The 24,719-nt window shown below is 36.4% G+C and carries 18 protein-coding genes; 11 read left to right on the top strand and 7 right to left on the bottom strand.

Annotated features, from left to right (window positions below; all coding sequences use genetic code 11):
- Positions 1-75: 75 nt before the first annotated feature.
- The 3 genes from ACLMCG_RS06355 (at position 76) to ACLMCG_RS06345 (ending at position 9,079) form a co-directional block, all read left to right on the top strand.
- A complete protein-coding gene (locus tag ACLMCG_RS06355) occupies positions 76-3,624 on the top strand; it encodes a T9SS type A sorting domain-containing protein (protein ID WP_413959214.1) in 3,549 nt (1,182 codons plus the stop codon).
- Positions 3,625-3,752: 128 nt separating this feature from the next.
- A complete protein-coding gene (locus ACLMCG_RS06350) occupies positions 3,753-6,581 on the top strand; it encodes a T9SS type A sorting domain-containing protein (RefSeq protein WP_413959213.1) in 2,829 nt (942 codons plus the stop codon).
- 173 nt (positions 6,582-6,754) lie between these two features.
- A complete protein-coding gene (locus ACLMCG_RS06345; protein WP_413959212.1) occupies positions 6,755-9,079 on the top strand; it encodes a GEVED domain-containing protein in 2,325 nt (774 codons plus the stop codon).
- Between the two features lie 193 nt (positions 9,080-9,272).
- Here the strand turns inward: ACLMCG_RS06345 and ACLMCG_RS06340 are convergent, their stop codons facing one another.
- Positions 9,273-9,431 carry a hypothetical protein gene (locus tag ACLMCG_RS06340; protein ID WP_156118404.1) on the bottom strand — a complete coding sequence of 53 codons (159 nt, stop codon included), beginning with the start codon at positions 9,429-9,431 and terminating at the stop codon, positions 9,273-9,275.
- A gap of 43 nt (positions 9,432-9,474) precedes the next feature.
- Positions 9,475-10,302 carry an ion transporter gene (locus tag ACLMCG_RS06335; RefSeq protein ID WP_142719381.1) on the bottom strand — a complete coding sequence of 276 codons (828 nt, stop codon included), beginning with the start codon at positions 10,300-10,302 and terminating at the stop codon, positions 9,475-9,477.
- Positions 10,303-10,551: 249 nt separating this feature from the next.
- On the opposite strand from ACLMCG_RS06335, the gene ACLMCG_RS06330 reads away from it, so the two are divergent.
- From ACLMCG_RS06330 to ACLMCG_RS06320, 3 genes are all read left to right on the top strand, one after another.
- Positions 10,552-11,400 (top strand): hypothetical protein, encoded by an 849-nt coding sequence (locus tag ACLMCG_RS06330; protein WP_413959211.1) that lies wholly within the window; start codon positions 10,552-10,554, stop codon positions 11,398-11,400.
- 128 nt (positions 11,401-11,528) lie between these two features.
- Positions 11,529-12,626 (top strand): Nif3-like dinuclear metal center hexameric protein, encoded by a 1,098-nt coding sequence (locus tag ACLMCG_RS06325; protein WP_223600408.1) that lies wholly within the window; start codon positions 11,529-11,531, stop codon positions 12,624-12,626.
- A 2-nt stretch (positions 12,627-12,628) separates the two neighbouring features.
- Positions 12,629-13,405, top strand: coding sequence for a zinc ribbon domain-containing protein (locus tag ACLMCG_RS06320; RefSeq protein ID WP_047381378.1), 777 nt, complete (start codon positions 12,629-12,631; stop codon positions 13,403-13,405).
- Positions 13,406-13,720: 315 nt separating this feature from the next.
- Here ACLMCG_RS06320 and ACLMCG_RS06315 read toward each other — a convergent pair whose 3' ends face one another.
- Positions 13,721-15,499 (bottom strand): AMP-dependent synthetase/ligase, encoded by a 1,779-nt coding sequence (locus ACLMCG_RS06315; protein ID WP_223600407.1) that lies wholly within the window; start codon positions 15,497-15,499, stop codon positions 13,721-13,723.
- Between the two features lie 368 nt (positions 15,500-15,867).
- Here ACLMCG_RS06315 and ACLMCG_RS06310 point away from each other — a divergent pair, with 368 nt between their 5' ends.
- Positions 15,868-17,007, top strand: a complete 1,140-nt coding sequence (locus ACLMCG_RS06310; RefSeq protein WP_047377008.1) for an acyl-CoA dehydrogenase family protein — start codon at positions 15,868-15,870, stop codon at positions 17,005-17,007.
- Between the two features lie 21 nt (positions 17,008-17,028).
- Positions 17,029-17,394, top strand: coding sequence for a hypothetical protein (locus ACLMCG_RS06305; RefSeq protein WP_142719375.1), 366 nt, complete (start codon positions 17,029-17,031; stop codon positions 17,392-17,394).
- Between the two features lie 267 nt (positions 17,395-17,661).
- Here ACLMCG_RS06305 and ACLMCG_RS06300 read toward each other — a convergent pair whose 3' ends face one another.
- The 4 genes from ACLMCG_RS06300 to ACLMCG_RS06285 all read right to left on the bottom strand — a co-directional run bounded on the left by ACLMCG_RS06300 (position 17,662) and on the right by ACLMCG_RS06285 (position 22,175).
- Positions 17,662-18,606: a hypothetical protein gene (locus tag ACLMCG_RS06300; protein ID WP_413959210.1), complete on the bottom strand. Its 945-nt coding sequence runs from the start codon at positions 18,604-18,606 to the stop codon at positions 17,662-17,664.
- Between the two features lie 401 nt (positions 18,607-19,007).
- Positions 19,008-20,603 carry a peptide chain release factor 3 gene (locus tag ACLMCG_RS06295; RefSeq protein ID WP_413959209.1) on the bottom strand — a complete coding sequence of 532 codons (1,596 nt, stop codon included), beginning with the start codon at positions 20,601-20,603 and terminating at the stop codon, positions 19,008-19,010.
- 158 nt (positions 20,604-20,761) lie between these two features.
- On the bottom strand, positions 20,762-21,472 hold the full coding sequence (locus tag ACLMCG_RS06290; RefSeq protein ID WP_413959208.1) for a hypothetical protein: 711 nt from the start codon (positions 21,470-21,472) through the stop codon (positions 20,762-20,764).
- A 1-nt stretch (position 21,473) separates the two neighbouring features.
- Entirely contained in the window at positions 21,474-22,175 is a 702-nt protein-coding gene (locus ACLMCG_RS06285; RefSeq protein ID WP_413959207.1) for a hypothetical protein, read from the bottom strand.
- Positions 22,176-22,286: 111 nt separating this feature from the next.
- On the opposite strand from ACLMCG_RS06285, the gene ACLMCG_RS06280 reads away from it, so the two are divergent.
- The 3 genes from ACLMCG_RS06280 (at position 22,287) to ACLMCG_RS06270 (ending at position 24,716) form a co-directional block, all read left to right on the top strand.
- Positions 22,287-23,117, top strand: coding sequence for a lysostaphin resistance A-like protein (locus ACLMCG_RS06280; RefSeq protein ID WP_413959206.1), 831 nt, complete (start codon positions 22,287-22,289; stop codon positions 23,115-23,117).
- Positions 23,118-23,157: 40 nt separating this feature from the next.
- On the top strand, positions 23,158-23,733 hold the full coding sequence (gene rdgB, locus ACLMCG_RS06275) for an RdgB/HAM1 family non-canonical purine NTP pyrophosphatase (RefSeq protein ID WP_262904076.1): 576 nt from the start codon (positions 23,158-23,160) through the stop codon (positions 23,731-23,733).
- Between the two features lie 68 nt (positions 23,734-23,801).
- Positions 23,802-24,716: a ribonuclease Z gene (locus ACLMCG_RS06270; RefSeq protein WP_413959205.1), complete on the top strand. Its 915-nt coding sequence runs from the start codon at positions 23,802-23,804 to the stop codon at positions 24,714-24,716.
- Positions 24,717-24,719: the final 3 nt, after the last annotated feature.

Here is a 24,719-nt window from a genome sequence, read left to right as displayed (position 1 = left end):
AAAATTTTATGATAATTTTTAATATTTGAAATAATATTTATACATTTATCGCCCTAACTTTTATTATTACTATTTATGAAGAAATTATTACTATTAAGTCTATTTTTAATAGCTTCCATTACAAATGCCCAGATAATGCTGGGAAGTGGGAATACCCAGGGCGGGTATGTTCCTATTGATGTTAACTACGGATACAACTACACACAGCAGATTTTTACTAAAAGTGAAATTAATGCCAATGCTGCTGGTAATATTACCGGAATGAAGTTTTATTTACCGAATAATGCTGATATTACAAAATCAGTAGATTGGGTGGTATATGTGGGGCATACTACTAAAACTTCTTTTTCCAGTACTACAGACTGGATTCCTGTATCTGGTTTGTCTCAGGTGTTTTCAGGGACAGTAAGTGCTTCCGGAGGTGAAGTGACTGTAAACTTTACCACACCTTTTGCTTATAACAATACGGATAACCTGGTTGTTGCTGTTGATGAGAATACTGCAGACTACACAGCAACTTCAAATAAATTCTATACGTTTACAGGGGCTTCCAATTCAACTTTGTATTATAGAAGTGATACAACCAATCCGGATCCGGCTTCACCACCTACAGGATCAAGAACAGCAACGAAATCTATTACAAATCTGCTAGGACTTACTCCGGGAGTTCCGGCTTGTCCTGCTGTTGCTACGCCTGCGGCTGCAGCAACAGGTGTTTCGGTATTGCCTACCATTAGCTGGGCTGTTGCAGGCTCTGCTACATCATATAAGATCAGCATCGGAACAACGCCGGGAGCAACCAATGTGATGAACATGCAGGATGTAGGAAATGTAACTTCTTATACTCTAACAAATTCTTTGAGTTTTGATACTCAATATTATTATACAGTATATGCTGCCAATTCTACAGGAGTTTCCCCTGCATGTACAGAAAGATCTTTCACTACAATGGCTACTTTGGGATGTCCGTCTGTGAGTGCGCCTACAGCAGCTCAGGTTGGTTTACCTGTGTTAACTACTTTCTCATGGCCTGCAGTGAGTGGAGCGCTGGGATACAACCTAAGCATCGGGACATCTGCTGGTTCTTCCAATGTTTTGAGTAATTTTAATATGGGTAATGTTACTACTTATACGCTTACTCCTGCACAGCAGCTGAATCCTACAACGCAGTATTATTATACTATTACAGCTTATAACGGCGGTGTTGTATCAACAGGATGTACTGAAAGAAATTTCACAACTACTATAGTGCCTCCGGCAAATGATAATTGTTCTGGTGCTGTAAATTTAACAGTAAATCCTTCTTTGACTTGTACTGTTACAAGTCCTGGTAATACATTGGGAGCCACAGAATCTATGGCTGCAGGTACTTGCAGCGGAGCTCCAAATGATGATGTTTGGTATAAATTTACTGCAACAGCAGCAAGCCATGTTGTAGCGCTTTCTAATGTGACTTCTACGGGAACTACAACAGGGGTTACAGATATGTATTTCCAGGTATTGTCAGGAAGTTGTGGTGGTACTATGACAAGTATGCTATGTTCTGATCCTAATACGAATATCGTTACAGGCCTTACTCCAGGTCAGACTTATTATATCAGAGTATATACTTATGAGTCTACTGTTACTGCCAATGCAAGTTTCAATATCTGTGTAAGTACACCACCGGCACCGCCAGCTAATGATGACTGTGCAAACGCAGTAGCTATTACTATTAATCCTGATATGAGTTGTGCCAGCGTTACAGCAGGGACTACGTTGGGAGGAACAAGTTCAGGAGTTGCTCTTGGTTCTTGTTCAGGAACAACTGACGATGATGTTTGGTATAAATTTACTGCAACGTCAACAGGTCATACTTTCCAGCTGAAAAATATAGTTTCTGTAGGAAATGTTTCTACAACATCTTTGTATGCTCAGGTATTCAGTGGTGCTTGCGGAGCTTTGGTAAGTACTACATGTATCAGCTCAAATACAAACTTTACAAACTTAACAGGTCTTACTGTAGGTCAGACTTATTATGTAAGAGTATATACTTATGATTCTAATTCAGGGGCAAGTTTCTATGCTAACTCTTTTGATATTTGTATGGGGACACTTCCTGCAGCTCCTGCTAATGATGAGTGTTCGGCTGCTGTTTCTTTATCTGTAAGCCCAACACTTACTTGTGCTTCACCGGTATCTGGAACAACTTTAAGTGCTACTAATTCAGGATTGGCAGTAAGTCCATGTACAGGAACTGCTGATGATGATGTTTGGTATAAATTTACAGCTACAGGTACTGACCATGTAGTATTGCTTTCAAACGTTACTGCAGTGGGAACTTCTACGTCTACGAGTGTGTATACTCAGGTTTTCAGTGGAGCTTGTGGTACTTTGACAAGTATTAAATGTGGTACTGCTGTGAATACACCACTTACCGGTCTTACTCCAGGTCAGACTTACTATGTGAGAGTTTATAACTCCAATACAAACGGTAGTACACTATATGCTAATAGCTTCAATATTTGTATTGGTACACCTCCGCCGCCGCCTGCAAATGACGATTGTGCAAACGCTGCATCTCTTTCTGTGAGCAGTACAGATGCTTTCCTGAATGCTGTGAATGGTTCTACTGTGAGTGCTACTCAAAGTTCTGGAGTTACAGCACCTACATGTAGTGCATCCGGTACTAATGATGATGTTTGGTATTCATTTACTGCAACAGGTGCTACACATCTTGTACATGTTTTATATACTGATAATGCAACAAGTACACAGATATATTCTGGAACATGTGGAGCTTTAACAGCTATGACTTGTTTTGATGGTGCTTATGGAAATTCAAGTATATTATTGCAAAACCTTGTAGCAGGACAAACATATTATGTTAGAGTGTATTCATCTACAAGTACTGCAACTACAACATCCAATTTCCAGATTGCTGTAACCACTCCTTCGCCTGTAACTAATGATACTTGTGATACCGCTATTGCTTTGGCTTGTAATGGTACGGCTCAGGGTGTTAATGCTCTTGCAGGAGATGAAACACTTCCTGCTTCAACATGTGGTAGTTCTGGAAGTACGGCATCTTATAAAGGTGTTTGGTATACAGTAAAAGCTACTGAAAATGGTCCTATTACTATTGATGCTTGCGGTACGCAGTATGACGCTTATTTAAGAGTATATACAGGTACTTGTGGTTCACTTACTTGTTTCAGTAACAGTTCAGGTGTAGGATATGCTGACGCCGGTTGTGCAGTTAGCCTTTATAATGCTCCAACATTAACATTTACAGGAGTTGCAGGGACTACTTATTATGTATTGCTTACAGGATATGCTGCAACCAGAGTTGGTAATTATAGCATTTCTGTTACGCAAGGATGTTCAGGGCTTGCAACGGCTGAAGTTGAAAAGAAAAACAATGAAATTAAAGCTTACCCTAATCCATTTGTAGACGTTCTGAATATTTCAGATGCTTCTAAAGTAAAATCTGCTTCTGTAGTTGATGCTGCAGGAAGAGTAGTGAAGACTATTGATAATCCTTCTTCTACGCTTCACTTAGGAGATTTGAAACAAGGAATGTATTTAGTAGTACTGAATATGAAAGATGGATCTAAACAAACGATTAAAGCAATTAAAAGATAAAATGTATTAATTATATAACATGAAACGACAGCTAAAAAGCTGTCGTTTTTTTATTTTTAAATTTTTTAAAAAAGGTGTTTTAAATTTATTGTAAATTCGTAGACGTATTAATAACCAAAAACTTATACATGAAGAAAATCTTATTTGTATGCTTACTGATGATAAGCATCGCATTAAGTGCTCAAATCAAACTGGGTGGAGGCAGCACAGCTACCGGGAATGCTCCCGTCAATAGTGGCTTTAGTTATTCCTATTCTCAGCAGATTTATACAAAACAGGAAATCAATGCTGATGCAGCAGGTAATATTACAGGTCTTAAGTTTTACTTAACACCTTCTGCAAATCCCTCTTATTTATCAAATTGGGTGGTTTATTTGGGACATACCACAAAAAACTCTTTAAATTATCAAGTTGGGTGGATTCCTGTGGGGGAAATGACTCAGGTGTATTCAGGTACAGTTACTAATGTAAACGGAATAGTAGAAGTGACATTTACTACACCATTTTCATATGATAATGTAAGAAACCTGATTGTTGCGGTAGATGAAAATGGATTTAATTCTAATTCAAATAATCCGTTTTTTGTGTATAATACTATGGAGCAGGCTCTTTATACTGAGAGTAATACTGTTAATCCAGACCCTGCAAATCCGCCAAATGGTCATTTTTTACCTTATAAACCTGTAGTCAGTCTTATGGGGTTAGTTCCTAATCCATTCCCGGATTGTCCAATAATCAGTTATCCTGCAAACAATGCTTCGAATGTGCCGGTTCTGCCTAATTTTACATGGGCTGCTGTACAGGGAGCTACAAGTTACAAAGTTTCTGTCGGAACTACTGCGGGAGGAACAGATATTGTTAATCAACAGTCTGTAACGACAACAAACTTTACTCCGTCTTCTCCACTGTTGGCAAGTACAGTTTATTATCTTAAAGTAACAGCAGTGGGATCGGCAGGAGAGTCTTCCGGTTGTGTTAATCAGAAATTTACAACAGTGCCAGGTATACCCTCCAATGATGAGTGTATAAATGCTATAAATCTTACTGTAAATCCAGATGTGAATTGTGTGAGTTTTACCTCTGGGACTACTGTGATGTCAACTGTATCGTCTCCTGCATCATCATGTGATACGAGTACTGGTGACGTATGGTATAAGTTTACAGCTACCTCTTCTAGGCATACAGTTAATCTGAAGGATGTAACCTCTGTACCATTAGGAGGTGGATATGTTTATTTTCAGGTTTTAAAAGGTGATTGTGGTAATTTGACAAGTATATTATGTTCTGGTTATGGATGTGGTTATGTGACAAGTGCATCATGTCCTGTTTCTGTTGTTAATAACCTTACTGTAGGAGAGACCTATTATATAAAAGTATTTAGTGGATCAGGCTATTCATCTCATAAATTTGATATATGTGTAGGAACACTGCCACAACCGCCTGTCAATGATAATTGTATTGATGCCATAAGTATTCCTGTAAATTCTGGGGCGGATTGTACAATTGTTACTTCCGGAACAACTTTATTATCAGATACTTCTCCAACACCGGGTTGTGCCTCTGGGCTTGGATATGATGTATGGTATAAATTTACAGCTACTGGAACTAGGCATAGAATTAAATTGATTAATAAAGTTCCTGTGGGAATACCAAATCCTTCCGGAGGTTTACAGATTAGAATGTTTAAAGGTAATTGTAGTAATTTTGTATGTAATGTATCAGGTGGTTCGTTGGTGCTTGCTAATAATCTTACAGTAGGAGAAACTTATTATATAAGAGTGGTAGATTATAATCAGATACAGGGATCGGGCTTTAACTTTCAGATTTGCGTACAAACAGATTTGACACCAGCTCCTATAAATGATGAATGCGTAAATGCCTTGACTCTGAACGTTAATCCTGATTTGAACTGTACGGCAGTAACTTCTGGGACAACTTTAGGAGCTTCTGCTTCAAATGTACCGGGGTCAGTATGTAATGGAGATCCTGATGATGATGTGTGGTTTAAATTTACTGCGACAGCAGCCGTTCATCAGATAAGTTTGAGAAATGCTGTAGGAGATGGAATAAATGGTTATGGAAATGCATCTGGTCTTTTTGAGGTTTTTAAAGGTAGCTGCGGAAACTTAACAAAAATTATTTGTAGTAATGCTTTTACAGATAATCGTAATATTCATAATGTTTCAGATCTTACAATAGGCGAAACTTATTATGTAAGAGTATTCAGTCTTTTGGACTTTGGTTACGCTCTAAACTTTGATATTTGTGTAGGGACAGTATCTCCTCCTGTGAACGATGATTGTTCGGGTGCTTTACCAGTATCTGTATTTCCTTACAGCTATACACAGGTTGATGCCCAACATACTACTAATAATAGCGGATTTACTACACCTTGTTATAATGTTGGAAAAATGAATAATGGAACATGGTTTACTTTTATAGGAGACGGTAGTAATTATAAAATTAATGTAGTAATACCTGCGGGAAGCCAATTTAGCTTTCCAGGAATTTCATTATACACGGGAAGTTGTGGAAATTTAACTTGTCTGAAGTCTAAAATTTTAGATCCTGCAAATCTTCCGTTGGCAATAGATTTTCCTACTGTTGCAGGAACTGTATATTATGTGAATGTAGGAAGTGGATCGCGTGATACTGATTTTGTAGAAGATGTTTTTACTATTAATATTAAAAATGATGTTGTTCTTAGTACTTACGACGTTTCCCAAACCAAAGAAAGTATAGAATTATATCCAAATCCATTTACAGAAATCCTGAATATTGCTAAACCGCATAAAGTCAAATCAGTTTCCATTCTGGATTCTTCCGGAAGATTGATAAAGACTATTGATAATCCTTCTTCTACGATTCACTTAGGAGATTTGAAACAAGGAATGTATTTAGTAGTACTGAATATGAAAGACGGATCTAAACAGACAATTAAAGCAATTAAGAAATAAATAATTTCTTAAAAAATAGGATACAGAGGCTGCTCAATTTGAGCGGCCTCTCTTTTTATAAGTGAAATTATCTTTTATAAAAGGAAAAGTTTAATTCATTGTGATATAATTAAAAAAATATTTTTTTTATTGTTGATTTTCACTAGATTTGATTAACTAATACTGTTTTTTATATGAGAAATTTTTTACTTGTTGGTTTCTTAATGACCGGCTTTTTATCCTCCGCACAGACTTACTGTACGCCTGCGTTTGCAAGTGGGTGTAGTGGAGGAGATGTGATAGACTCCTTTGCAATTCCGGGTGCCGGATTTGATCACCCTAATACGGGTTGCTCTACTGATGCATATGGAGATTATACTTCAATGACAATCAACCTTAGTGCAGGTTTGAGTTATGATTTTAGCGTTAAACATGATTACAGTGATCAGAATGTAAGGATTTGGATAGATTTTAATAACGACGGAACTTTTGATGATGCTGCTCCGGAACTTGTAGCTTCTGCGAGTAGTACTTTTGTTGGAGGAAACAATATTACCTCTGGGCTTATTGAAATTCCTTCTACGGTTACTCCAGGTACTTACAGAATGCGAGTAGGGGATAGATTCTCCAGTGACCCTATTCCGTGTAATACTGATGGGTATGGAGAAGCCCATGATTATACTGTAGTAATTGGTGCAGTTCCAACTTGTTTTGCACCGTCTGCTTTAACGGTATCTGCAGTGACGGCAAATTCAGCTCAGATTGGATGGACAGCTCCGGCTTCTGCTCCAGGCAGCGGTTATGAATATTATTATTCAACTTCCAGTACTTATCCTACAGCTGCTGCTGTAGCTTCCGGAACTAGTACCGGTTTAACTGCTGGCCTGTCTACATTGGCTCCGGCTACTGTTTATCACGTGTGGGTACGTTCTGTATGCAGTACTTCAAATAAAAGTGCATGGTCTCAAATGGCAACATTTATGACATCCTGCGTTTCTGTAGCAGTGCCATATGCATTGGATTTTGAAAGCATAACTCCACCTGATCTTCCGAGCTGTACCTCAGTAGTAAATGACGGTTCAGGAAATATGTGGGTTACGGGCGATTTGGATGCTCAAGGATTTACGGGAAATGTTCTTCAGTATTCTTACGACTATGCCAATAATGCTGATACATGGTTTTTCACCAATGGAATAAACCTTACTGCGGGAGTTACCTACAGAATTAAATATAAATATGCAAACGCAGAAGGAACTGTATATGCCGAAAAGTTAAAAATTGCCTACGGAACTTCAGCTACAGGTGCAGGAATGACCAATACATTAGCCGATCATTCAAATATTGTTACCAGTACAGCAACCAGTGCTTTTGTGAATTTTACACCAACTGCCACAGGGGTCTATTATTTTGGATTCCAGGCATATTCTGATGCCAATATGAATCAGTTGTATGTAGATGATATTAATATAGATGTAGCACCAGCTTGTAGTGAGCCTAATGCATTAGTGATGTCTAATATTACTGCCGCAGGAGCTACGGTTTCCTGGACAGCTGCCACTCCTGTACCGGCAAGTGGATATGATATTTATTACAGCACAACCAATACAGCACCTACAGCTACAACTACACCTAATTTTACAGGAGTTACAGCAACTACTTATAATATTCCAGGTTTAGCTGCCTCCACTGCTTATCATGTATGGGTGAGATCTGCGTGTAGTGCAACCAGCAAAAGTGTTTGGAGTGATTCTGTTACGTTTATGACATTATGTTCAAGTGCGAATCTTCCTTATGCAATAGATTTTGAAAATGTTACTGTTCCTGAACTTCCAGGATGTACAATGAATGTTAACTCGGGAGCTGGGAATAATTGGGAAACAGTAGATCCGCCTTCTGACAGCCAGGGATTTACTACCAATGTATTAAGATATCATTATAATTCTTCCAGTCCTGCCAATGCATGGTTCTTTACCCAGGGATTGAACCTGACAGCGGGGACACAATATACGATTAGCTATAAGTACGGGAATAACTCATCTACTTATGTTGAAAAACTGAAAGTAGCTTACGGAACTTCACCAGTTGAATCTGCAATGACTAATTCAGTGGCAGATTATCCGTCAATCAATGATGAAATGGCTCATACAGAATCTATAACGTTTACAGTTCCTACGACAGGAGTGTATTACTTTGGATTTAATGCCTATTCAGATCCGGACCAGTTTAATCTGTATGTAGACGATATAAGCATTAATAATGCAAATCTGGCAACATCTGAAGTTTCTGCAGCGAAAAACAGTATCAAAGTATATCCTAATCCATTTACGGATGTATTGAATATTTCTGATGTGAAAAACGTGAAAAATGTATCAGTAACAGATGTTACGGGAAGATTAGTGAAAACTATTGCAAACCCTGAATCTACGATACACTTAAGAGACTTAATGCAGGGTGTTTATTTAGTAACGTTGGAAATGAAAGACGGATCTAAACAGACTATCAAAGCCATTAAAAAATAATTTATCATTTAAATAGAAAGAAAGAGACGGGTCATTAGTGATCCGTCCTTTTTTATGAAGTAAACATTTACTTTAAAAATCTACAGATCAAAAAAAGATGAGCGAAATATTTCACTCATCTTTTTATTTTGTTAATGACTGTTATATAATATAAATCATTATAAATTATTCATTACCTATTGTTTATTACTCATTACTTATTAGGCACCGGCTGAATCTCACCCTTGTTCATAAGGTCAAAAACAGTTGGAAAGAACATTACTAATATAAAGTAGACGATGATCATCAGCACCACCAGTGCAAAAAGAATGATCACTAAGCTATTCGGTTTGTTTTTCTTTTTAGGTTCCATGATTTTGAGGTATTTGGTGAATAAATTTTACTTATACCAAATATTAAGCTAATTTCTTGCCACATTGCTTACAATATCTGGCATCATCATCAATATCTTCGTTTCCACAACGTTCACATACCATTTCCAGATTTTGTCTTTTGTTTCTCATTTCTGCCGTGACAATACCGGTAGGAACAGCAATAATGGAGTAACCGGCAAGCATCAGAACAACCGCAAAAAACTTTCCTAAAGGCGTAATAGGTGATACATCACCATATCCTACGGTAGTTACGGTAACTACTGCCCAATAAATAGACTGTGGTATAGTTTCAAATCCCTGGCGTCCACCTTCTACCATAAACATCAGTGATCCTACAATCACAGAGAATATAATCAGGAATAAAAGGAAAATATAAATCTTTCTCGAACTGTTTTTCAGAGCCCGCACAATAAGATATCCGTCATTCATAAAATCCAGCAAATTGAAAATCCTGAAGATTCTCAACATTCTCAGCATTCTGAAAATCAGAAAATATTTAGTGATAGGAAAGAAAAAGCTGAGGTAAAAAGGTACAAGAGCCAGGAAATCTATAATTCCAAAAAAGCTGAATATATAATTCCGTTTATTCTTCACCACAGCAATACGCATAGAATACTCAATAGTGAAGAAAATGGAGATCACCCATTCCAGAATCAGGAAGGTATAATGAAACCTTTTATCAAGCTTAGGGACACTTTCCATCATAATAATGGCAGTACTTGCAAGAATTAAAGATAATAAGATGATATCGAACAGTTTTCCGAGCTTCGTATCGGAGCGATAAATGATCCGGTAAAGGAATCTTTTCCAAAGTTTGTCTTCAGGAACAAGATTATGTTCTCTTTCCATTTATATAGGTTATTTCACAGCGAAGTTAATAATTTCTATAGAGTATAAGGTAAAGATATGATTGTTAAAAGAATCCTGCAAATGTTAAAGTAATTTTCATCATTAAAAAGTGAATTATTCGCACTTAATTTAATGATTTTCAATACATTATAATAAGTAAAATACGAATAAAAAATGACATATAAAAATTTATTTTTTAACATAATATTAATTCAAGTTTGTAATTTTATCCAACAAAAGCTTTATATCATGAGAAAAATTTTAACCTTGTTTATTCTGTTTTTCATAAGCAGTTTTGTAGATGCTCAGGTTGGGATTAATACTTCAACACCCAATGGTGCTGCAGTACTGGATATAGTCTCCAACCAGAAAGGGATTCTCATTCCCCGTCTTTCAGATACTGACCGGGATACATACCTGGCAGATAATAATGTTTCCACAGTACCACCTGCAGGTGTTGTGAATGCTAACCTTACTGCAGGAACACTTATTTTTAATACGACAACGAATAACTTCCAGTATTGGGATGGTACCCTCTGGAGACAGCTTTTTGTTCCCACATCTTCTCAGGCTGGTAACGACGGTGTCGTTAAAATAAATTCTGGAAACGCAAATGTAAAACCCTCATTCAGTTTAAGTGCAGCAGGAAGCGGGTATGGCCCAAGACAACAGGTGCTTTATGCCACACCGCTGGTCTTTGCAGCAAGTCCTACTACAAGCTGGCCGGAAACCACAGTTCCATTTCCGGGAGTTACCTCCAATATTTATATTGCAGCTACTGGTAAATGGAGAGAAAATGAAATTTACGGACAAGTACATGTCTGGAGAGCCATTGCTACAATTACTCCAGGGTCCAACTCTTCAGGATCAATAAAAGCTACTTTTAAAAATCCTGACTCCGGTTTTGAGATTAACTCTATCCAATTAGTCCCAAGTGGTTCAAGTGGAGCAGGGAACATTCTTACATTCTATTTCTATACTATTGCAGATCCTGCGAGTCTTGATCCGGGAAGAGGCTATCAGCTTTTTATGGAAGCCGATATAAACTGTAATGTGGTAATGGAATCCTTTACAAGAGTATCGCTTTTCAAAGATTAACAGTCTATTTATTTTTTTAATATCAAATTCAAACCGGCCGATGAAAGCCGGTTTTTTATTGCAGCAGAAATATTCTTTGGGTTTTTAGTAAAATTAATATCTTCGCTGTAACCGTAAAATATAAATTAATGAAGCTAAAAACTGTAATTGCAAAGATTGAAGAAGAAATAAGTATCAGACAGGCAGAAGATTTTGATAACGTAGGCCTGTTGTGTGGTGTTTATGATCGTGATGTATCCGGGATTCTGGTTTGTCATGATGCTTTAGAAAATGTAGTAGATGAAGCTGTTGAAAGAAACTGCAATCTTATTGTATGCTTCCATCCCATTATATTTTCCGGACTCAAATCTTTAACAGGGAAAAACTATGTGGAAAGAGCCGTCTTAAAGGCTATAGAAAATAAAGTGGCGATCTATGCCATTCATACAGCATTTGATAATGATTTCTTTGGAGTCAACTATGGAATTTGCAGACAGTTGGGATTAAAGAATATGAAAATTCTTCAGCCGAAAGAAAATAATCTAAAACAGCTGACGGTTTTTGTACCAAAAGAGCATTCCGAAAAAGTAAAAGAAGCAATGTTTTCAGCCGGAGCCGGAAATATCGGTTTCTATGATGAATGCAGTTTTACGGTGAATGGTAAAGGAACCTTCAGACCGGTGGAAGGTTCAAATCCGTTCTCAGGCCAGCAGGACATTCGTGAAAATGCAGATGAAGATATGATTTCTGTGATTTTTGAAAGCTTTAAACAAGGGCAGATTGTGGGCGCAATGAAAGCCGCACATCCTTACGAAGAAGTGGCCCATCAGATATACAGCCTTGATAATAAAAATCAACATGCCGGATTGGGAATGTATGGCGATCTGGAAGAGGAAATGGATGAAAAAGATTTCCTGGGGTTTGTAAAAGAAAAGTTTGGTCTTGAAGTGATAAAGCACTCCTCTTTCAACAATAAAAAAATCAAAAGAGTAGGGGTTCTGGGCGGTTCCGGAGCAAGTGGGATAAGATCTGCAGCTTCCAGAAAATGTGATGCTTATCTTACCGGAGATCTTAAATATCACGACTATTTTTTAGCAGAGTCTAAAATGCTGATTTGTGATATTGGCCATTATGAATCAGAACAATTTGTTACTCAACAATTATTTGAAATTTTGTCACAAAAATTTAGTACATTTGCAATTTCAAAATCTATTGAAAAAACAAACCCAGTAAATTATTTCATTTAAATATGGCAAAAACCAACGATATTTCAGTTGAAGAAAAATTAAGAGCTTTATACGATTTACAGATCATTGATTCAAGATTGGATGAAATCCGAAATACTAGAGGAGAATTGCCAATTGAAGTTGAAGATCTTGAAATCGAGATTGAAGGTCTTGAAAAAAGAGCTGAAAAATTTCATGCTGATATCAAAGATCAGGACGATCAGATCAAAACAAAGCATGAAGTTATTAACCATGCTAAAACTTTAATTGAGAAGTACAAATCTCAGCAGGATAATGTAAGAAACAATAAAGAGTTTGAAGCATTAGGAAAGGAAATGGAATTCCAGGATCTGGAAATTCAGCTTGCTGAAAAAAGAATTAAAGAATTCGGAGTTAAAATTGCTCACAAAAACGAAACTTTAAGTGAACTGAATACGAAGATCGACGATTTGAAAAGCCACTTGAAATTCAAGAAAGAAGAATTAGAAGGTCTTATCTCTGAAACTCAGAAAGAAGAAGAATATCTTTTAGAGCAGTCTAAAGAATTCGCAGGTAAAATCGATGAGAGATTATTAGCTTCTTACAACAGAATCAGAACAAACTCTATCAATGGTCTTGCAGTAGTAGGATTAGAAAGAGGAGCTCCAAAAGGATCTTTCTTTACAATCCCGCCTCAAAAGCAAATGGAAATTGCTCAGAGAAAGAAAATTATTATTGATGAGCATTCAGGGAAAATCCTTGTTGATGACGAATTGGTAATGGAAGAAAACGAAAGAATGAAATCTGTAATTAAGTTCTAATTATTGATTTTAAATCATACAAAAGCTGTTTCAGAAATGAAGCAGCTTTTTTTGTGTATATTCAATAGGAACGGGCTTTAGTTTGTTTAACCTTTTGCGGTGTGTTGTCATTCCGTAGGAATCTCAACTCTACTTTTTGATTATAGTATGGATTCCTGCGGAATGACAAGGTTGTGTTGTAATTGGATTAAAAAATTCAATGGTGGTGAATCAATAGAAACGGGCTTTAGCCCGTTTAGCTAAAAAATAAATACTTCCTATTGGCTTTAGCCAAAACATAAAAAAACCGCCTCAAAATGAAGCGGTTGGTATTATTTATTCCTGATGATCATACATCTTATTATACAAAGCAATAAACTTCTCTTTTACCGCTTTTCTTTTCAGTTTTAATGTTGGAGTAAGCAATCCGCTTTCAATGCTCCATACTTCAGGGGTAAGTTCAATTTTTTTGATTTTCTCCCAGTTTCCAAGATGTTCGTTGATCCCTTCAATCTCTTTTTCAATTCTTTGCTTCAGCTCAGTGCTTTTTGCAATCTCTTCCGGTGTGGAACCGATGTTCAGATTGTTTCTCAAAGCCCAGTTTTTAGCAAATTCAAAATCTGGCTGTACTAAAGCACATGGCATTTTTTCACCATCACCTACCACCATGATCTGCTCAATAAACTTGGAAGCTTTTGCTAAGTTTTCAATCGTCTGAGGAGCAATATATTTTCCACCGGATGTCTTGAACATTTCTTTCTTACGGTCTGTGATCTGTAAAAATCCGTCACTGTCAATATGCCCGATATCTCCGGTTTTGAAAAATCCATCTTCTGTAAAAGCTTCTTTGGTCATTTCTTCGTTTTGAAAATATCCTTTGAAAACTGATGGCCCTTTTACGGTAATTTCACCATCTTCCTGGATCTTTACTTTTAAATTATCCAATGGAATACCTACCGTTCCGACTTTCATTTTCTCAAAACTGTTGACGGAAATCACCGGGGAAGTTTCTGTTAAGCCATAACCTTCCAAAATTGGAATTCCTGCATTTTGGAACATTAAGTTAAGTCTTGTAGATAATGCGGCAGATCCTGATACCAAAGTCACGATTTCACCGCCTAAACCTTCTCTCCATTTAGAAAATACCAGTTTATCAGCAATAATTTCCTGAAGCCCGGATGGTTTTGAGATTACTTTCTTTTTACTGATGAGGTTCAATGCCCAGAAGAATATTTTTGATTTCAGTCCTCCGGCAGAAGATCCTGTATTGTAGATTTTATCATATACCTTTTCAACAAGTCTTGGAACTACGGTCATATAATGAGGCTTCACTTCTTTTACGTTTTCCCCCATTTTCTCGATGCTTTCAGCAAAATAAAGAGAAAAACCGTTGTATTGATAAAGATAGAACAGCATTCTTTCAAAAATATGACAGATAGGAAGGAAGCTTAATGCTCTTGTTTCCTTATAATCGAAACTTCTCTTCTTTGGAATCCTAGGAATAGCCCCCAATACGTTTGAAACAATATTGTTGTGGGTAAGCATTACTCCTTTAGGTCTTCCGGTAGTTCCGGAAGTATAAATAATAGTCGCCAGATCCTCTGTATTGATGGCATTGGAAAGGTCGTCTACTTCAATTTGTGTAGATTCATCTTTACCCAGATCAAGGATTTCTCTCCAGTTGGCAGCACCGCTGATGTTGTCAAAAGTAAATATTCCCTGTAGAGTAGGGATGTTATGTTTCACTTTCATTACTTTAGTCAACAGCTCCTTATCAGAAACAAAGCAGTACTGAATTTCAGCATTGTTGAAGATAAATTCGTAATCTTCAGGTGAAATACTTGGATAAACAGGTACGGAAACAACTCCGATCTGAGAAAGACCAAAGTCCATAATCGCCCATTCAGTGCGGGAATTGGTAGTAATCAAAGCGATCTTATCACCCGGTTTTATGCCCAGCTTTAGTAACCCTCTGGATATCTTATTTCCCTCATTAATAAACTCCTGCGTAGAAGTTTTTTTCCACTCACCCTGATACTTCGTTACAAACATATCCGTTTTAGGATATTTTTCTAAAGCGTAGTGCGGAATATCGAATAATCTCTTGATCGTCATGATTTTTTAAATAAATTATAAAGAAATTTAAATATAAGCATTTTTTTTAATTGAAAACATATGAATGTAATAATTAGGAAATAGTTAAATGCTTACCATAATATATTGAATCAAAAAGGGGACCAGAGGTCTTTAAAAAGTGGTTACAACAGCTCATTCTGGATTTAGCATACTTTAGCAAACCGTTTTTATTTTTCGTCCTGAATAGTGTGGTATTCCCGATTGGTAAACCTGCATGTCATTTATTGCTATTTTAAACTTTAAAACCTCTTTCAACTCCCTTTTTCTGTGCGTTTTTCCTGCTTTTAATTTATTTTTTCAGATTTGCTTAAAAAGTGTAAATTTACGGCTATCTAATTATTTTTTTTATGGACTTTAATTTATCGGAAGAACAGCTGATGATTCAGCAGGCAGCAAGAGATTTTGCACAGAACGAACTATTACCTGGAGTGATTGAAAGAGACCGTGACCAGAAATTCCCTGCAGAACAGGTGAAAAAAATGGGAGAAATGGGCCTTTTGGGAATGATGGTAGATCCACAATACGGAGGAGCAGGTATGGACAGCGTTTCTTACGTGCTGGCAATGGAGGAGATTGCAAAAGTGGATGCTTCTGCAGCTGTTGTAATGTCTGTAAACAATTCATTGGTTTGTGCCGGTCTTGAAAAATTTGCTTCTGAAGAACAGAAAGTAAAATATCTTACTCCACTGGCGAGCGGACAGGTAATCGGAGCTTTTGCATTATCTGAGCCTGAAGCTGGTTCTGATGCAACTTCTCAGAAAACAACTGCTGAAGACAAAGGAGATTACTATCTTTTAAACGGAATCAAAAACTGGATCACCAATGGTGGAACAGCTACTTATTATATTGTAATTGCACAGACTGATCCTGAGAAAAAGCACAAAGGGATCAATGCTTTCATCGTAGAAAGAGGATGGGAAGGATTTGAAATCGGATTAAAAGAAGACAAATTAGGAATCAGAGGAAGTGATACACACTCTTTGATCTTTAATAATGTAAAAGTTCCAAAAGAAAACAGAATTGGTGCTGACGGATTTGGATTCAACTTTGCAATGGCAGTATTGAACGGAGGAAGAATCGGTATCGCTTCTCAGGCTTTAGGTATTGCTTCAGGTGCTTACGAACTGGCATTGAAATATGCTAAAACAAGAAAAGCTTTCAAAACTGAGATCATCAACCACCAGGCAATTGCATTCAAATTAGCTGATATGGCTACGCAGATCACGGCAGCAAGAATGTTATGTTTCAAAGCAGCATGTGAAAAAGATGCAGGAAAAGATATCTCTGAAAGTGGAGCTATGGCAAAATTATACTCTTCTCAGGTAGCAATGGATACTACTATTGAAGCAGTACAGATCCACGGTGGATACGGATATGTGAAAGAATACCACGTAGAAAGATTAATGAGAGATGCGAAAATCACTCAGATCTACGAAGGAACTTCTGAAATTCAGAAAATCGTGATCTCAAGAAGCATCGCGAAATAACATTTTATCAAACACACTACTATGAAAAAATCTTTGTGGATCACCCTCGGTGTTGTACTGTTGTTACTAGGCGTATTTGTCTGGTATAAGTACTATTTTGTTTTCGGAGAAGGCGTGAAATCCGGATACCTGAACTATGCCATGAAAAAAGGTTATATCTTCAAAACTTATGAAGGTAAACTGATTCAGGAAGGCTTCGGGAGAGGTAAAACAGGAACAATTACAAGCTACGAGTTTGAGTTTTCTGTAGATGACCCTGAGATTTTCAAGCAATTGGAAACCAACAGCGGTAAAAGCTTTGATCTGCATTACAAAGAATACAACGGTGCTCTCCCATGGAGAGGAAATACAAAGTTTGTCGTAGACAAAGTAGTGAATATGAAATAAAAACAAATAAGGCTCTCAATATGAGGGCCTTATTTTACACCAAATCACAAAATATTAATATATGAAATAAAAATTTCCGGTTTTGTGGTGAATCCTGTATAATAACAAAGATTCATTGTTTTTATCTACACTTAAAGTTAAGAGTAATTTTCCTAATAAACAAGCTGTTTTTATTAATGTTATAAAATTAAGCATAAGAATTAATCTTACCTTCTAAACCTCATTAAAAAAACATTAAAAAATCCACCACGAGGATGGATTTCAAATTTAATGAGTGTCGTTATCAGGAGTATTTTTATTCTTCTTTTTGTAAAAGTAATATCCAATACCGGCAATAAGAAATAACGGCCACAACGGAAGAATAAACAGGAAAATAGACGTTATCACCTCCCAGCCAGATTCAATGGCTGCCAATGATTTTCCACCGAAAGTTTTAGGTTCTTTTTCTGTTTGAGCCTTATCACTGATACTTACATTGATCGTACAGATGGTATTGTCTGCGTAATTACGCCCTGAAACCTGAATATCTTTAGTATCAATATCTCCAACATTACTGTTGATAGCATCCATTAAACCATCAAAATGCTGGATCGGAACTTTGATATCAAGACTGTATACTTTTTGATTCTCACCATAAGGGCTGGCAGATTCCACATAAGAAAGATTTTCACTTTTGATATAACCGTTATTTTTATTGGCTTCTTCTCTGATGATTTCTTTCACCGTTTCCGCATTGTCTGCTTTTATCGCAAGATATCCTGATTTCACCATTTTATCTTTTGGCATATTCAGTTCGTAACTGTCATTCTTAGGCTTTTCTTTATAAATGATTTTGGTTTCTTTAATAACCTTTGTTGCCGGAGCTTTTACAGCTATTTTTTCAGATTTTTTTTCAACAGAATCTTTTTTCTCTATTTTGGATTCCAGTTTTGTAGCGGCAATTTTCTCGGATATAGAATCTACCATTTTTGAGGTGCTCTCTATTTTTTGCTGGATGTCACTTTTAGTATTTTCAAAATCTTTTATTTTAATACTTGCAGAATCCATTACCTGGCTTGCTGCTTTACTGGCATTGTCAATGGTTTCTGTAGCGACAGTAGTTGCGCTGTCAGCTTTATTGATTACTTCATTAATTTTATCCTGTGTAGCTTCTGCTTTTTTACACATAATGAAAGTGCCTGATACAGCAACGAGTAATATGAACTTTTTCATAACATTAATTTTTTTGATGAAGTAAAATTAGGAGGGAAGTTCTTGTAAAGATTGTAAATAGAATGTATTGTGCTGGTAAAATGATAACTGTTGTGTTTTCAGTGTTTTGTATTTGTTTTACAAAAGATTTACAAATTGTTTTTCTCTTTTTTTGGTATTAAAAAGAGTAGGATATGTTTTCATAGAGGTGTTTAATAACAACATTTTATTATGAATAGATTAGATTCCTACGGAATGACATACAGAACGCTGAATTTTATCCATACACTTTGTCATTCCGTAGGAATCCAGATATATTGAAAAAATAATAAAATTTACATCCTTAAAAATGATTCTATAGTAATAAAAAAATCCGTAGAAATTTTCTACGGATTTTATATGATAAGCAATTTTACCTTTAATTAATGTTCCTGGAATTCACTGATGAAGTGTAATTTCACATTCGGGAATTTTTCCTGTGTCATATGAATCGTGAAAGATGAGTCTGCAAGGAATACCAGTTGATTGTATTTATCTCTTGCCAGGAATCTCTGCTTTAATCTTGCAAATTCCTTGAACTCTTCAGATTTCTCGTCTGCTTCTACCCAGCATGCTTTGTGCATGGATAGTGGCTCATAAGTACATTTTGCACCATATTCATGTTCAAGACGGTATTGGATAACCTCATACTGAAGGGCACCTACTGTTCCAATGATCTTTCTTCCGTTCATTTCCAGGGTAAACAGCTGCGCAACTCCTTCATCCATCAACTGATCAATACCTTTTGCCAATTGCTTGGCTTTTAACGGATCATTGTTGTTGATATAACGGAAATGCTCAGGAGAGAAGCTAGGAATACCTTTGAAGCTCAATTTTTCTCCACCCGTAAGGGTATCTCCGATTCTGAAACTTCCGGTATCATGTAAACCTACAATATCACCAGGGAAGCTTTCTTCCACTACTTCTTTTTTATCAGCAAAGAATGCGTTGGGAGAAGAGAACTTCATTTTTTTACCTTCTCTTACCAATAAGTAATTTTCGTTTCTTTTGAACGTTCCTGAAACAATCTTTACGAAAGCAAGTCTGTCTCTGTGCTTAGGATCCATATTCGCATGGATTTTGAAAACAAATCCTGTGAATGTACTTTCTTCAGGTTTTACAAGACGGGTATCACTTTCTTTTGGCTGTGGCATTGGAGCAATATCAATGAAAGCATCCAATAATTCACGAACACCAAAATTATTTAAAGCCGAACCGAAAAATACAGGCTGAAGATCACCTTTCATATAATCCTCACGGTTAAATTCAGGGTAAACAGATTGAATAAGGTCAAGTTCTTCTCTTAAAGTTTTTGCTGCTTTTTCACCAATTACTTCATCAATAGAAGTATCATTGATGTCATCAAACTTGATAGAATCTCCAACTTTCTGTTTTTTCTCCTCTAAGAATAACTGAATGTTGTCTTCCCAGATATTATAAATTCCCTGGAAGTCACTTCCCATACCGATTGGTAAAGATAGTGGGCAAACAGTTAATCCCAATTTTTGTTCTACTTCATCCAACAGATCGAAGGCATCTTTACCTTCACGGTCAAGCTTATTGATGAAAACCAACATAGGAATGTTTCTCATTCTGCAAACCTTAACCAGTTTCTCCGTCTGTTCCTCAACCCCTTTTGCAACGTCAATTACAACAATTACAGAATCTACAGCAGTTAATGTTCTATAAGTATCTTCAGCAAAGTCTTTGTGACCTGGAGTATCGAGGATGTTGATTTTGTGGTCTCTATATTCAAATGCCAATACAGAAGTCGCTACAGAGATCCCTCTCTGTCTTTCGATTTCCATAAAGTCGGAGGTAGCTCCTTTTTTTATTTTGTTGGATTTTACCGCACCCGCTTCCTGGATAGCACCCCCGAAAAGAAGTAACTTTTCCGTAAGAGTTGTTTTTCCGGCATCCGGGTGGGAAATGATCCCGAAGGTCTTTCTTTTTTGTATTTCTTTGATTAAGTCTGACATATCGTATTTTGAAGTTGCAAAAATCGTGATTTTTTACGAGGTTTTCAAATTTAAATTAGACAATATTAATTACACAGAAGAATAGAAGGATAGTCACGTCTGAGAATGATAAACAGGACTATGAACCTACTAATAGTCTGCTTTACCTGAGCTACTTATCAAATAAACATTTTTATTAGCAGCATAAAAACATAAATCAATCCAACAGCAATCAGTATAAAAACTGCAGACATGATGTATTCAAATACACCAAATTTAGTTTTTTGCGGTTTTGAAGTAAGGTTGTACTGCTCAATAGTCTGTAGACTTATTTTCAGATCAGGGCGGAAATGTTGAATACCTTTAAGGAAATGGCGGTACAGATCATATTGGTTGCGTAGAATTACCAATTCAAAATTAAAGTCTACAGTTGAAAGTACAATGTTCCCGGCTTTATTTTTCAGATAGACCTGTAATGTCGTTTTGCCATATTTTATAGTCTGAGTGTTGCGGACATATACATCATCAGATGGCTTTTTAGCTGGCTGTAGATCGCTATACAGGATCGTTTCAATAATGGTATTTTGAGTGTTATAGAAAGTAACTCCTTTTTCATCTACAATGGCTTTTCGTATCTTTTGTTGTTTTCTGTAAGTTAAAGCCATTATCAAAGCAATAGCACAACATATAAGAAGAAGCAGGGCGATAAGAAGGATGAAAAAAATACCGGGATCATTTTCCAAATATTGTCTGAAATGATAATAAAGATTATCGAAAACGACCCCGATTACCACAATAATCAGAATGATGGTTATCCAGATGATTCCCATTAGAAAATAAGTAACGGGTTTATTGATTTTGGATTCTATGGTCTGGAATTTTTCTGTCATATTAATTCTTGGTTTCAGATAATATAAAAACAAATCCGCATATAAGTGCCGTAATAATAAGAGCCGTCAAAATTACAAGCCAGCCTCCCAAAGAAACTCCTCTGTTATTCACTTTCCATTTTTCAGTATCAATAGAGTAGCTTCGGAAGACCATCGGGTCCACCTTTAAATCAGGACGGAAATTCACAATGCCATGCAGGAAGAATGCATATAAAGTATATTTATTTTTTACCACCTTCAGAGGAAGATTCATATCAATACGTCTTATGGTCTCCTCTTTTTTCTCCGATTGGATGGTTATTTCCAGTAAAGGAGCAATACCAGAACCCACCGGATTTACAATATAAATATCAAAATTTTGTTTTGAAGGCCGAAGATCTTTATAAAGGATCTGATCTGCAATTTCATTCTTTGCATTATAAAATAAAAGCCCGGTTTCGTCCACCACAATTTTACTTTTTAATGTTTTTCTTTTTATATAATAACGGACTGCAGGAATTAAAATAAGTGCCGAAATCCCCCAACAAACCAATGCCGGATAAATCATTGTCTCAAATCCTCTTTTATAAATTCCGTAAACAGGTCCCAGAACGAAAAGTATCATGAAAGGAATAAATATAACGAGGAATAGTGTATTCAGAACAACCGCCATCAATTTGTTTGTTGTAGACTCAATCCTCTGAAACGGAAATTCTGTATTCATTTTGTGATGTTCATGGATAAAGGAACGAAAATAAGAAAATCCTTTTTTAGTTGCCTGTGGCAGTCAAAAAAATTATCTTTGTTTCTATATAAACTTTTTACAGAGAAAAGGATGGAAAATAGCAAATATCCGAAGTTTACGTTCACATGGTTTGGCGGTGTTGTTTTGGTGGTTGGATTATTCGTGGGAACAATGGCTGTTTCTTTATTCAGCACCTTTTGGAAAGTTGTTTTCAGGGAAAATATCGAATTGAAAGACTGGTTTCTGATGGTTGCGAATTCTGTAGGATTTCTTACTGCTATTGCCTTTTTTGATTTTTTCATTGTAAGACGTACCACTCAAAAGAAGCTTAACTTCAATTTATCATCCGTTAACTTCTCTACCTATCTCCTTATTTTTCCAATGATGGCGGGGATGATGTTTATTTCAGAATTTATTGCCGCTCAGATTCCTACTACAGGACCTTTTTTTGGTGACTTTTACGAGTATTTTACCCGGTTGATGAGCCAATTGACCGATAATCCGGTAGTAATGATTATCATGACGGTAATCATGGCTCCGATTTTCGAGGAAATAATATTCAGAGGGATTATCCAGAAAGGATTGATTAATAAAGGAGTAGAACCATGGAAAGCAATTTTATATGCTTCCATTATTTTTGGAGTGGTTCACGGAAATCCATGGCAGTTTATCAGCGCAGTGATGCTGGGCTGTGTACTGGGATTGTTTTATCATAAAACAAAATCTTTACTGATGCCTATACTGCTGCATGCGTTTAATAATTTAACCCTGTCACTGTTGGTGCTTTATGGTAAGGATGAGAGTTTTGCAAAAGTTCTTCATGTTTCAGAATGGCTCGTACTGAGCGTAGGAATTGTACTTTTTTCTTTATTTTATTATCTTTTTATGAAAAAGTATAAAGTGCATTATGCTGAAATGTAAGTAACCAAGTAAAAAAGTAAAATTGAAAATGAATATAGAAATGGAATTATTAGTAGCTACACACAACGAACATAAAAAAGAAGAAATCCAACAAATCCTGGGAAGTGATTGCGTTGTGAAAAGCCTTACCGATTACAATATTCACGAAGAAATTGTGGAAGATGGAGATTCTTTTCATGCCAATGCTCTGATCAAGGCAAAATACTGCTTTGAAAAAACAGGTGTTCCAAGTTTGGGAGATGACAGCGGCCTGGTAGTAGAGTCTTTGGACGGAAGACCTGGCATTTTTTCTGCCCGTTATGCCGGAGATCATGATTTTGCGAAAAATATTGAAAAAGTGCTGGAAGAAATGCAGGGAATAGAAAATAGAAAAGCTTATTTCGTTACCGTTCTATGCTACTATGATGAAAAAGGAGCTCAATATTTTGAAGGTAGAGTTCACGGGAATTTATTGACAGAAAATAAAGGCTTTAAAGGCTTCGGATATGATCCTATTTTTGTTCCTACAGGGCATGAGAGAACCTTTGCAGAGATGAATCCGGAAGACAAAAACAAAATCAGCCACCGCAAGCAGGCCTTAGATTTATTCATGGATTTTTTAAAAGTGACTGATTAAGTTTAAATATCAGGGTGAACCGACCATTTAGATTTTCTGTCGTACATTTGTTATAATAAATTATTGATTTGAGTACTTATTTAACAATATTAGGCTTCAATTCAGCGATTCCAACCATCAACACATCACCCACAGCCCAGCTGCTGGAAATGGAAGAAAGACTTTTTCTTATTGATTGTGGAGAGGGAACACAGGTTCAGCTGAGAAAAGCAAAAGCAAGATTTTCAAAAATCAATCATATTTTTATCTCCCATCTGCATGGGGATCACTGTTTCGGACTTCCGGGACTTATTGCCTCGTTCCGTCTTTTAGGAAGAGATACTCCGCTGCATGTTTATGGTCCGAAAGGAATTAAAAAGATGCTGGAAACCATTTTCCAGATTACGGAAACACACCGTGGTTTTGAAGTGGTCTATCATGAATTGGATAAAGATTATTCTGAAAAAATATATGAGGACAACAGAGTAGAAGTATACACAATTCCACTGGATCATAGAATTTACTGTAACGGTTATCTTTTTAAAGAAAAACCGAAAGACAGACATTTGAATATGAAAGAAATTGCAAAATACAGCGAGATTGAAACCTGCGATTACCATAATATAAAAGCAGGAAAAGATTTTGTGCTGAGCGATGGCTATGTTCTTAAAAACGAAATTCTGACCCTGGAACCTGCTCCACCGGTTTCATATGCATTTTGCAGTGATACCCGCTACCTTGAAAGTGTTATTCCGATTATTAAAAATGTAACGGTTCTTTATCATGAATCAACATTTTTACATGATTTGAAGGAAATGGCTGATTATACAGGACATACCACGGCATTGGAAGCGGCAACTATTGCTCAGAAAGCTCAGGTTGAAAAACTGATTTTAGGACATTTTTCCAACAGATATGGAGATCTGACTGTATTTACCGATGAAGCAAGAAATATTTTTCCCAATACATTTTTACCAAAAGCATTGGAAAGTGTAAAGATTTAAAAT

Origin of the sequence: Chryseobacterium sp. S90 (assembly GCF_047444895.1) — a bacterium.
GTDB lineage: Bacteria > Bacteroidota > Bacteroidia > Flavobacteriales > Weeksellaceae > Chryseobacterium.
This window is presented reverse-complemented; position numbering and strand designations above follow the sequence as displayed.

What these genes read in the sequence shown, in the direction of transcription:
- ACLMCG_RS06320 (WP_047381378.1), top strand. Translation starts at nt 12,629, where the DNA reads ATGGCAAAAACCAACGATATTTCAGTTGAAGAAAAATTAAGAGCTTTA.
- ACLMCG_RS06300 (WP_413959210.1), bottom strand. Translation starts at nt 18,606, where the DNA reads ATGAAAAAGTTCATATTACTCGTTGCTGTATCAGGCACTTTCATTATG.
- ACLMCG_RS06285 (WP_413959207.1), bottom strand. Translation starts at nt 22,175, where the DNA reads ATGAATACAGAATTTCCGTTTCAGAGGATTGAGTCTACAACAAACAAA.
- rdgB (WP_262904076.1), top strand. Translation starts at nt 23,158, where the DNA reads ATGGAATTATTAGTAGCTACACACAACGAACATAAAAAAGAAGAAATC.
- ACLMCG_RS06280 (WP_413959206.1), top strand. Translation starts at nt 22,287, where the DNA reads ATGGAAAATAGCAAATATCCGAAGTTTACGTTCACATGGTTTGGCGGT.
- ACLMCG_RS06310 (WP_047377008.1), top strand. Translation starts at nt 15,868, where the DNA reads ATGGACTTTAATTTATCGGAAGAACAGCTGATGATTCAGCAGGCAGCA.
- ACLMCG_RS06315 (WP_223600407.1), bottom strand. Translation starts at nt 15,499, where the DNA reads ATGACGATCAAGAGATTATTCGATATTCCGCACTACGCTTTAGAAAAA.
- ACLMCG_RS06350 (WP_413959213.1), top strand. Translation starts at nt 3,753, where the DNA reads ATGAAGAAAATCTTATTTGTATGCTTACTGATGATAAGCATCGCATTA.
- ACLMCG_RS06335 (WP_142719381.1), bottom strand. Translation starts at nt 10,302, where the DNA reads ATGGAAAGAGAACATAATCTTGTTCCTGAAGACAAACTTTGGAAAAGA.
- ACLMCG_RS06290 (WP_413959208.1), bottom strand. Translation starts at nt 21,472, where the DNA reads ATGACAGAAAAATTCCAGACCATAGAATCCAAAATCAATAAACCCGTT.
- ACLMCG_RS06295 (WP_413959209.1), bottom strand. Translation starts at nt 20,603, where the DNA reads ATGTCAGACTTAATCAAAGAAATACAAAAAAGAAAGACCTTCGGGATC.
- ACLMCG_RS06340 (WP_156118404.1), bottom strand. Translation starts at nt 9,431, where the DNA reads ATGGAACCTAAAAAGAAAAACAAACCGAATAGCTTAGTGATCATTCTT.
- ACLMCG_RS06330 (WP_413959211.1), top strand. Translation starts at nt 10,552, where the DNA reads ATGAGAAAAATTTTAACCTTGTTTATTCTGTTTTTCATAAGCAGTTTT.
- ACLMCG_RS06345 (WP_413959212.1), top strand. Translation starts at nt 6,755, where the DNA reads ATGAGAAATTTTTTACTTGTTGGTTTCTTAATGACCGGCTTTTTATCC.
- ACLMCG_RS06325 (WP_223600408.1), top strand. Translation starts at nt 11,529, where the DNA reads ATGAAGCTAAAAACTGTAATTGCAAAGATTGAAGAAGAAATAAGTATC.
- ACLMCG_RS06355 (WP_413959214.1), top strand. Translation starts at nt 76, where the DNA reads ATGAAGAAATTATTACTATTAAGTCTATTTTTAATAGCTTCCATTACA.
- ACLMCG_RS06305 (WP_142719375.1), top strand. Translation starts at nt 17,029, where the DNA reads ATGAAAAAATCTTTGTGGATCACCCTCGGTGTTGTACTGTTGTTACTA.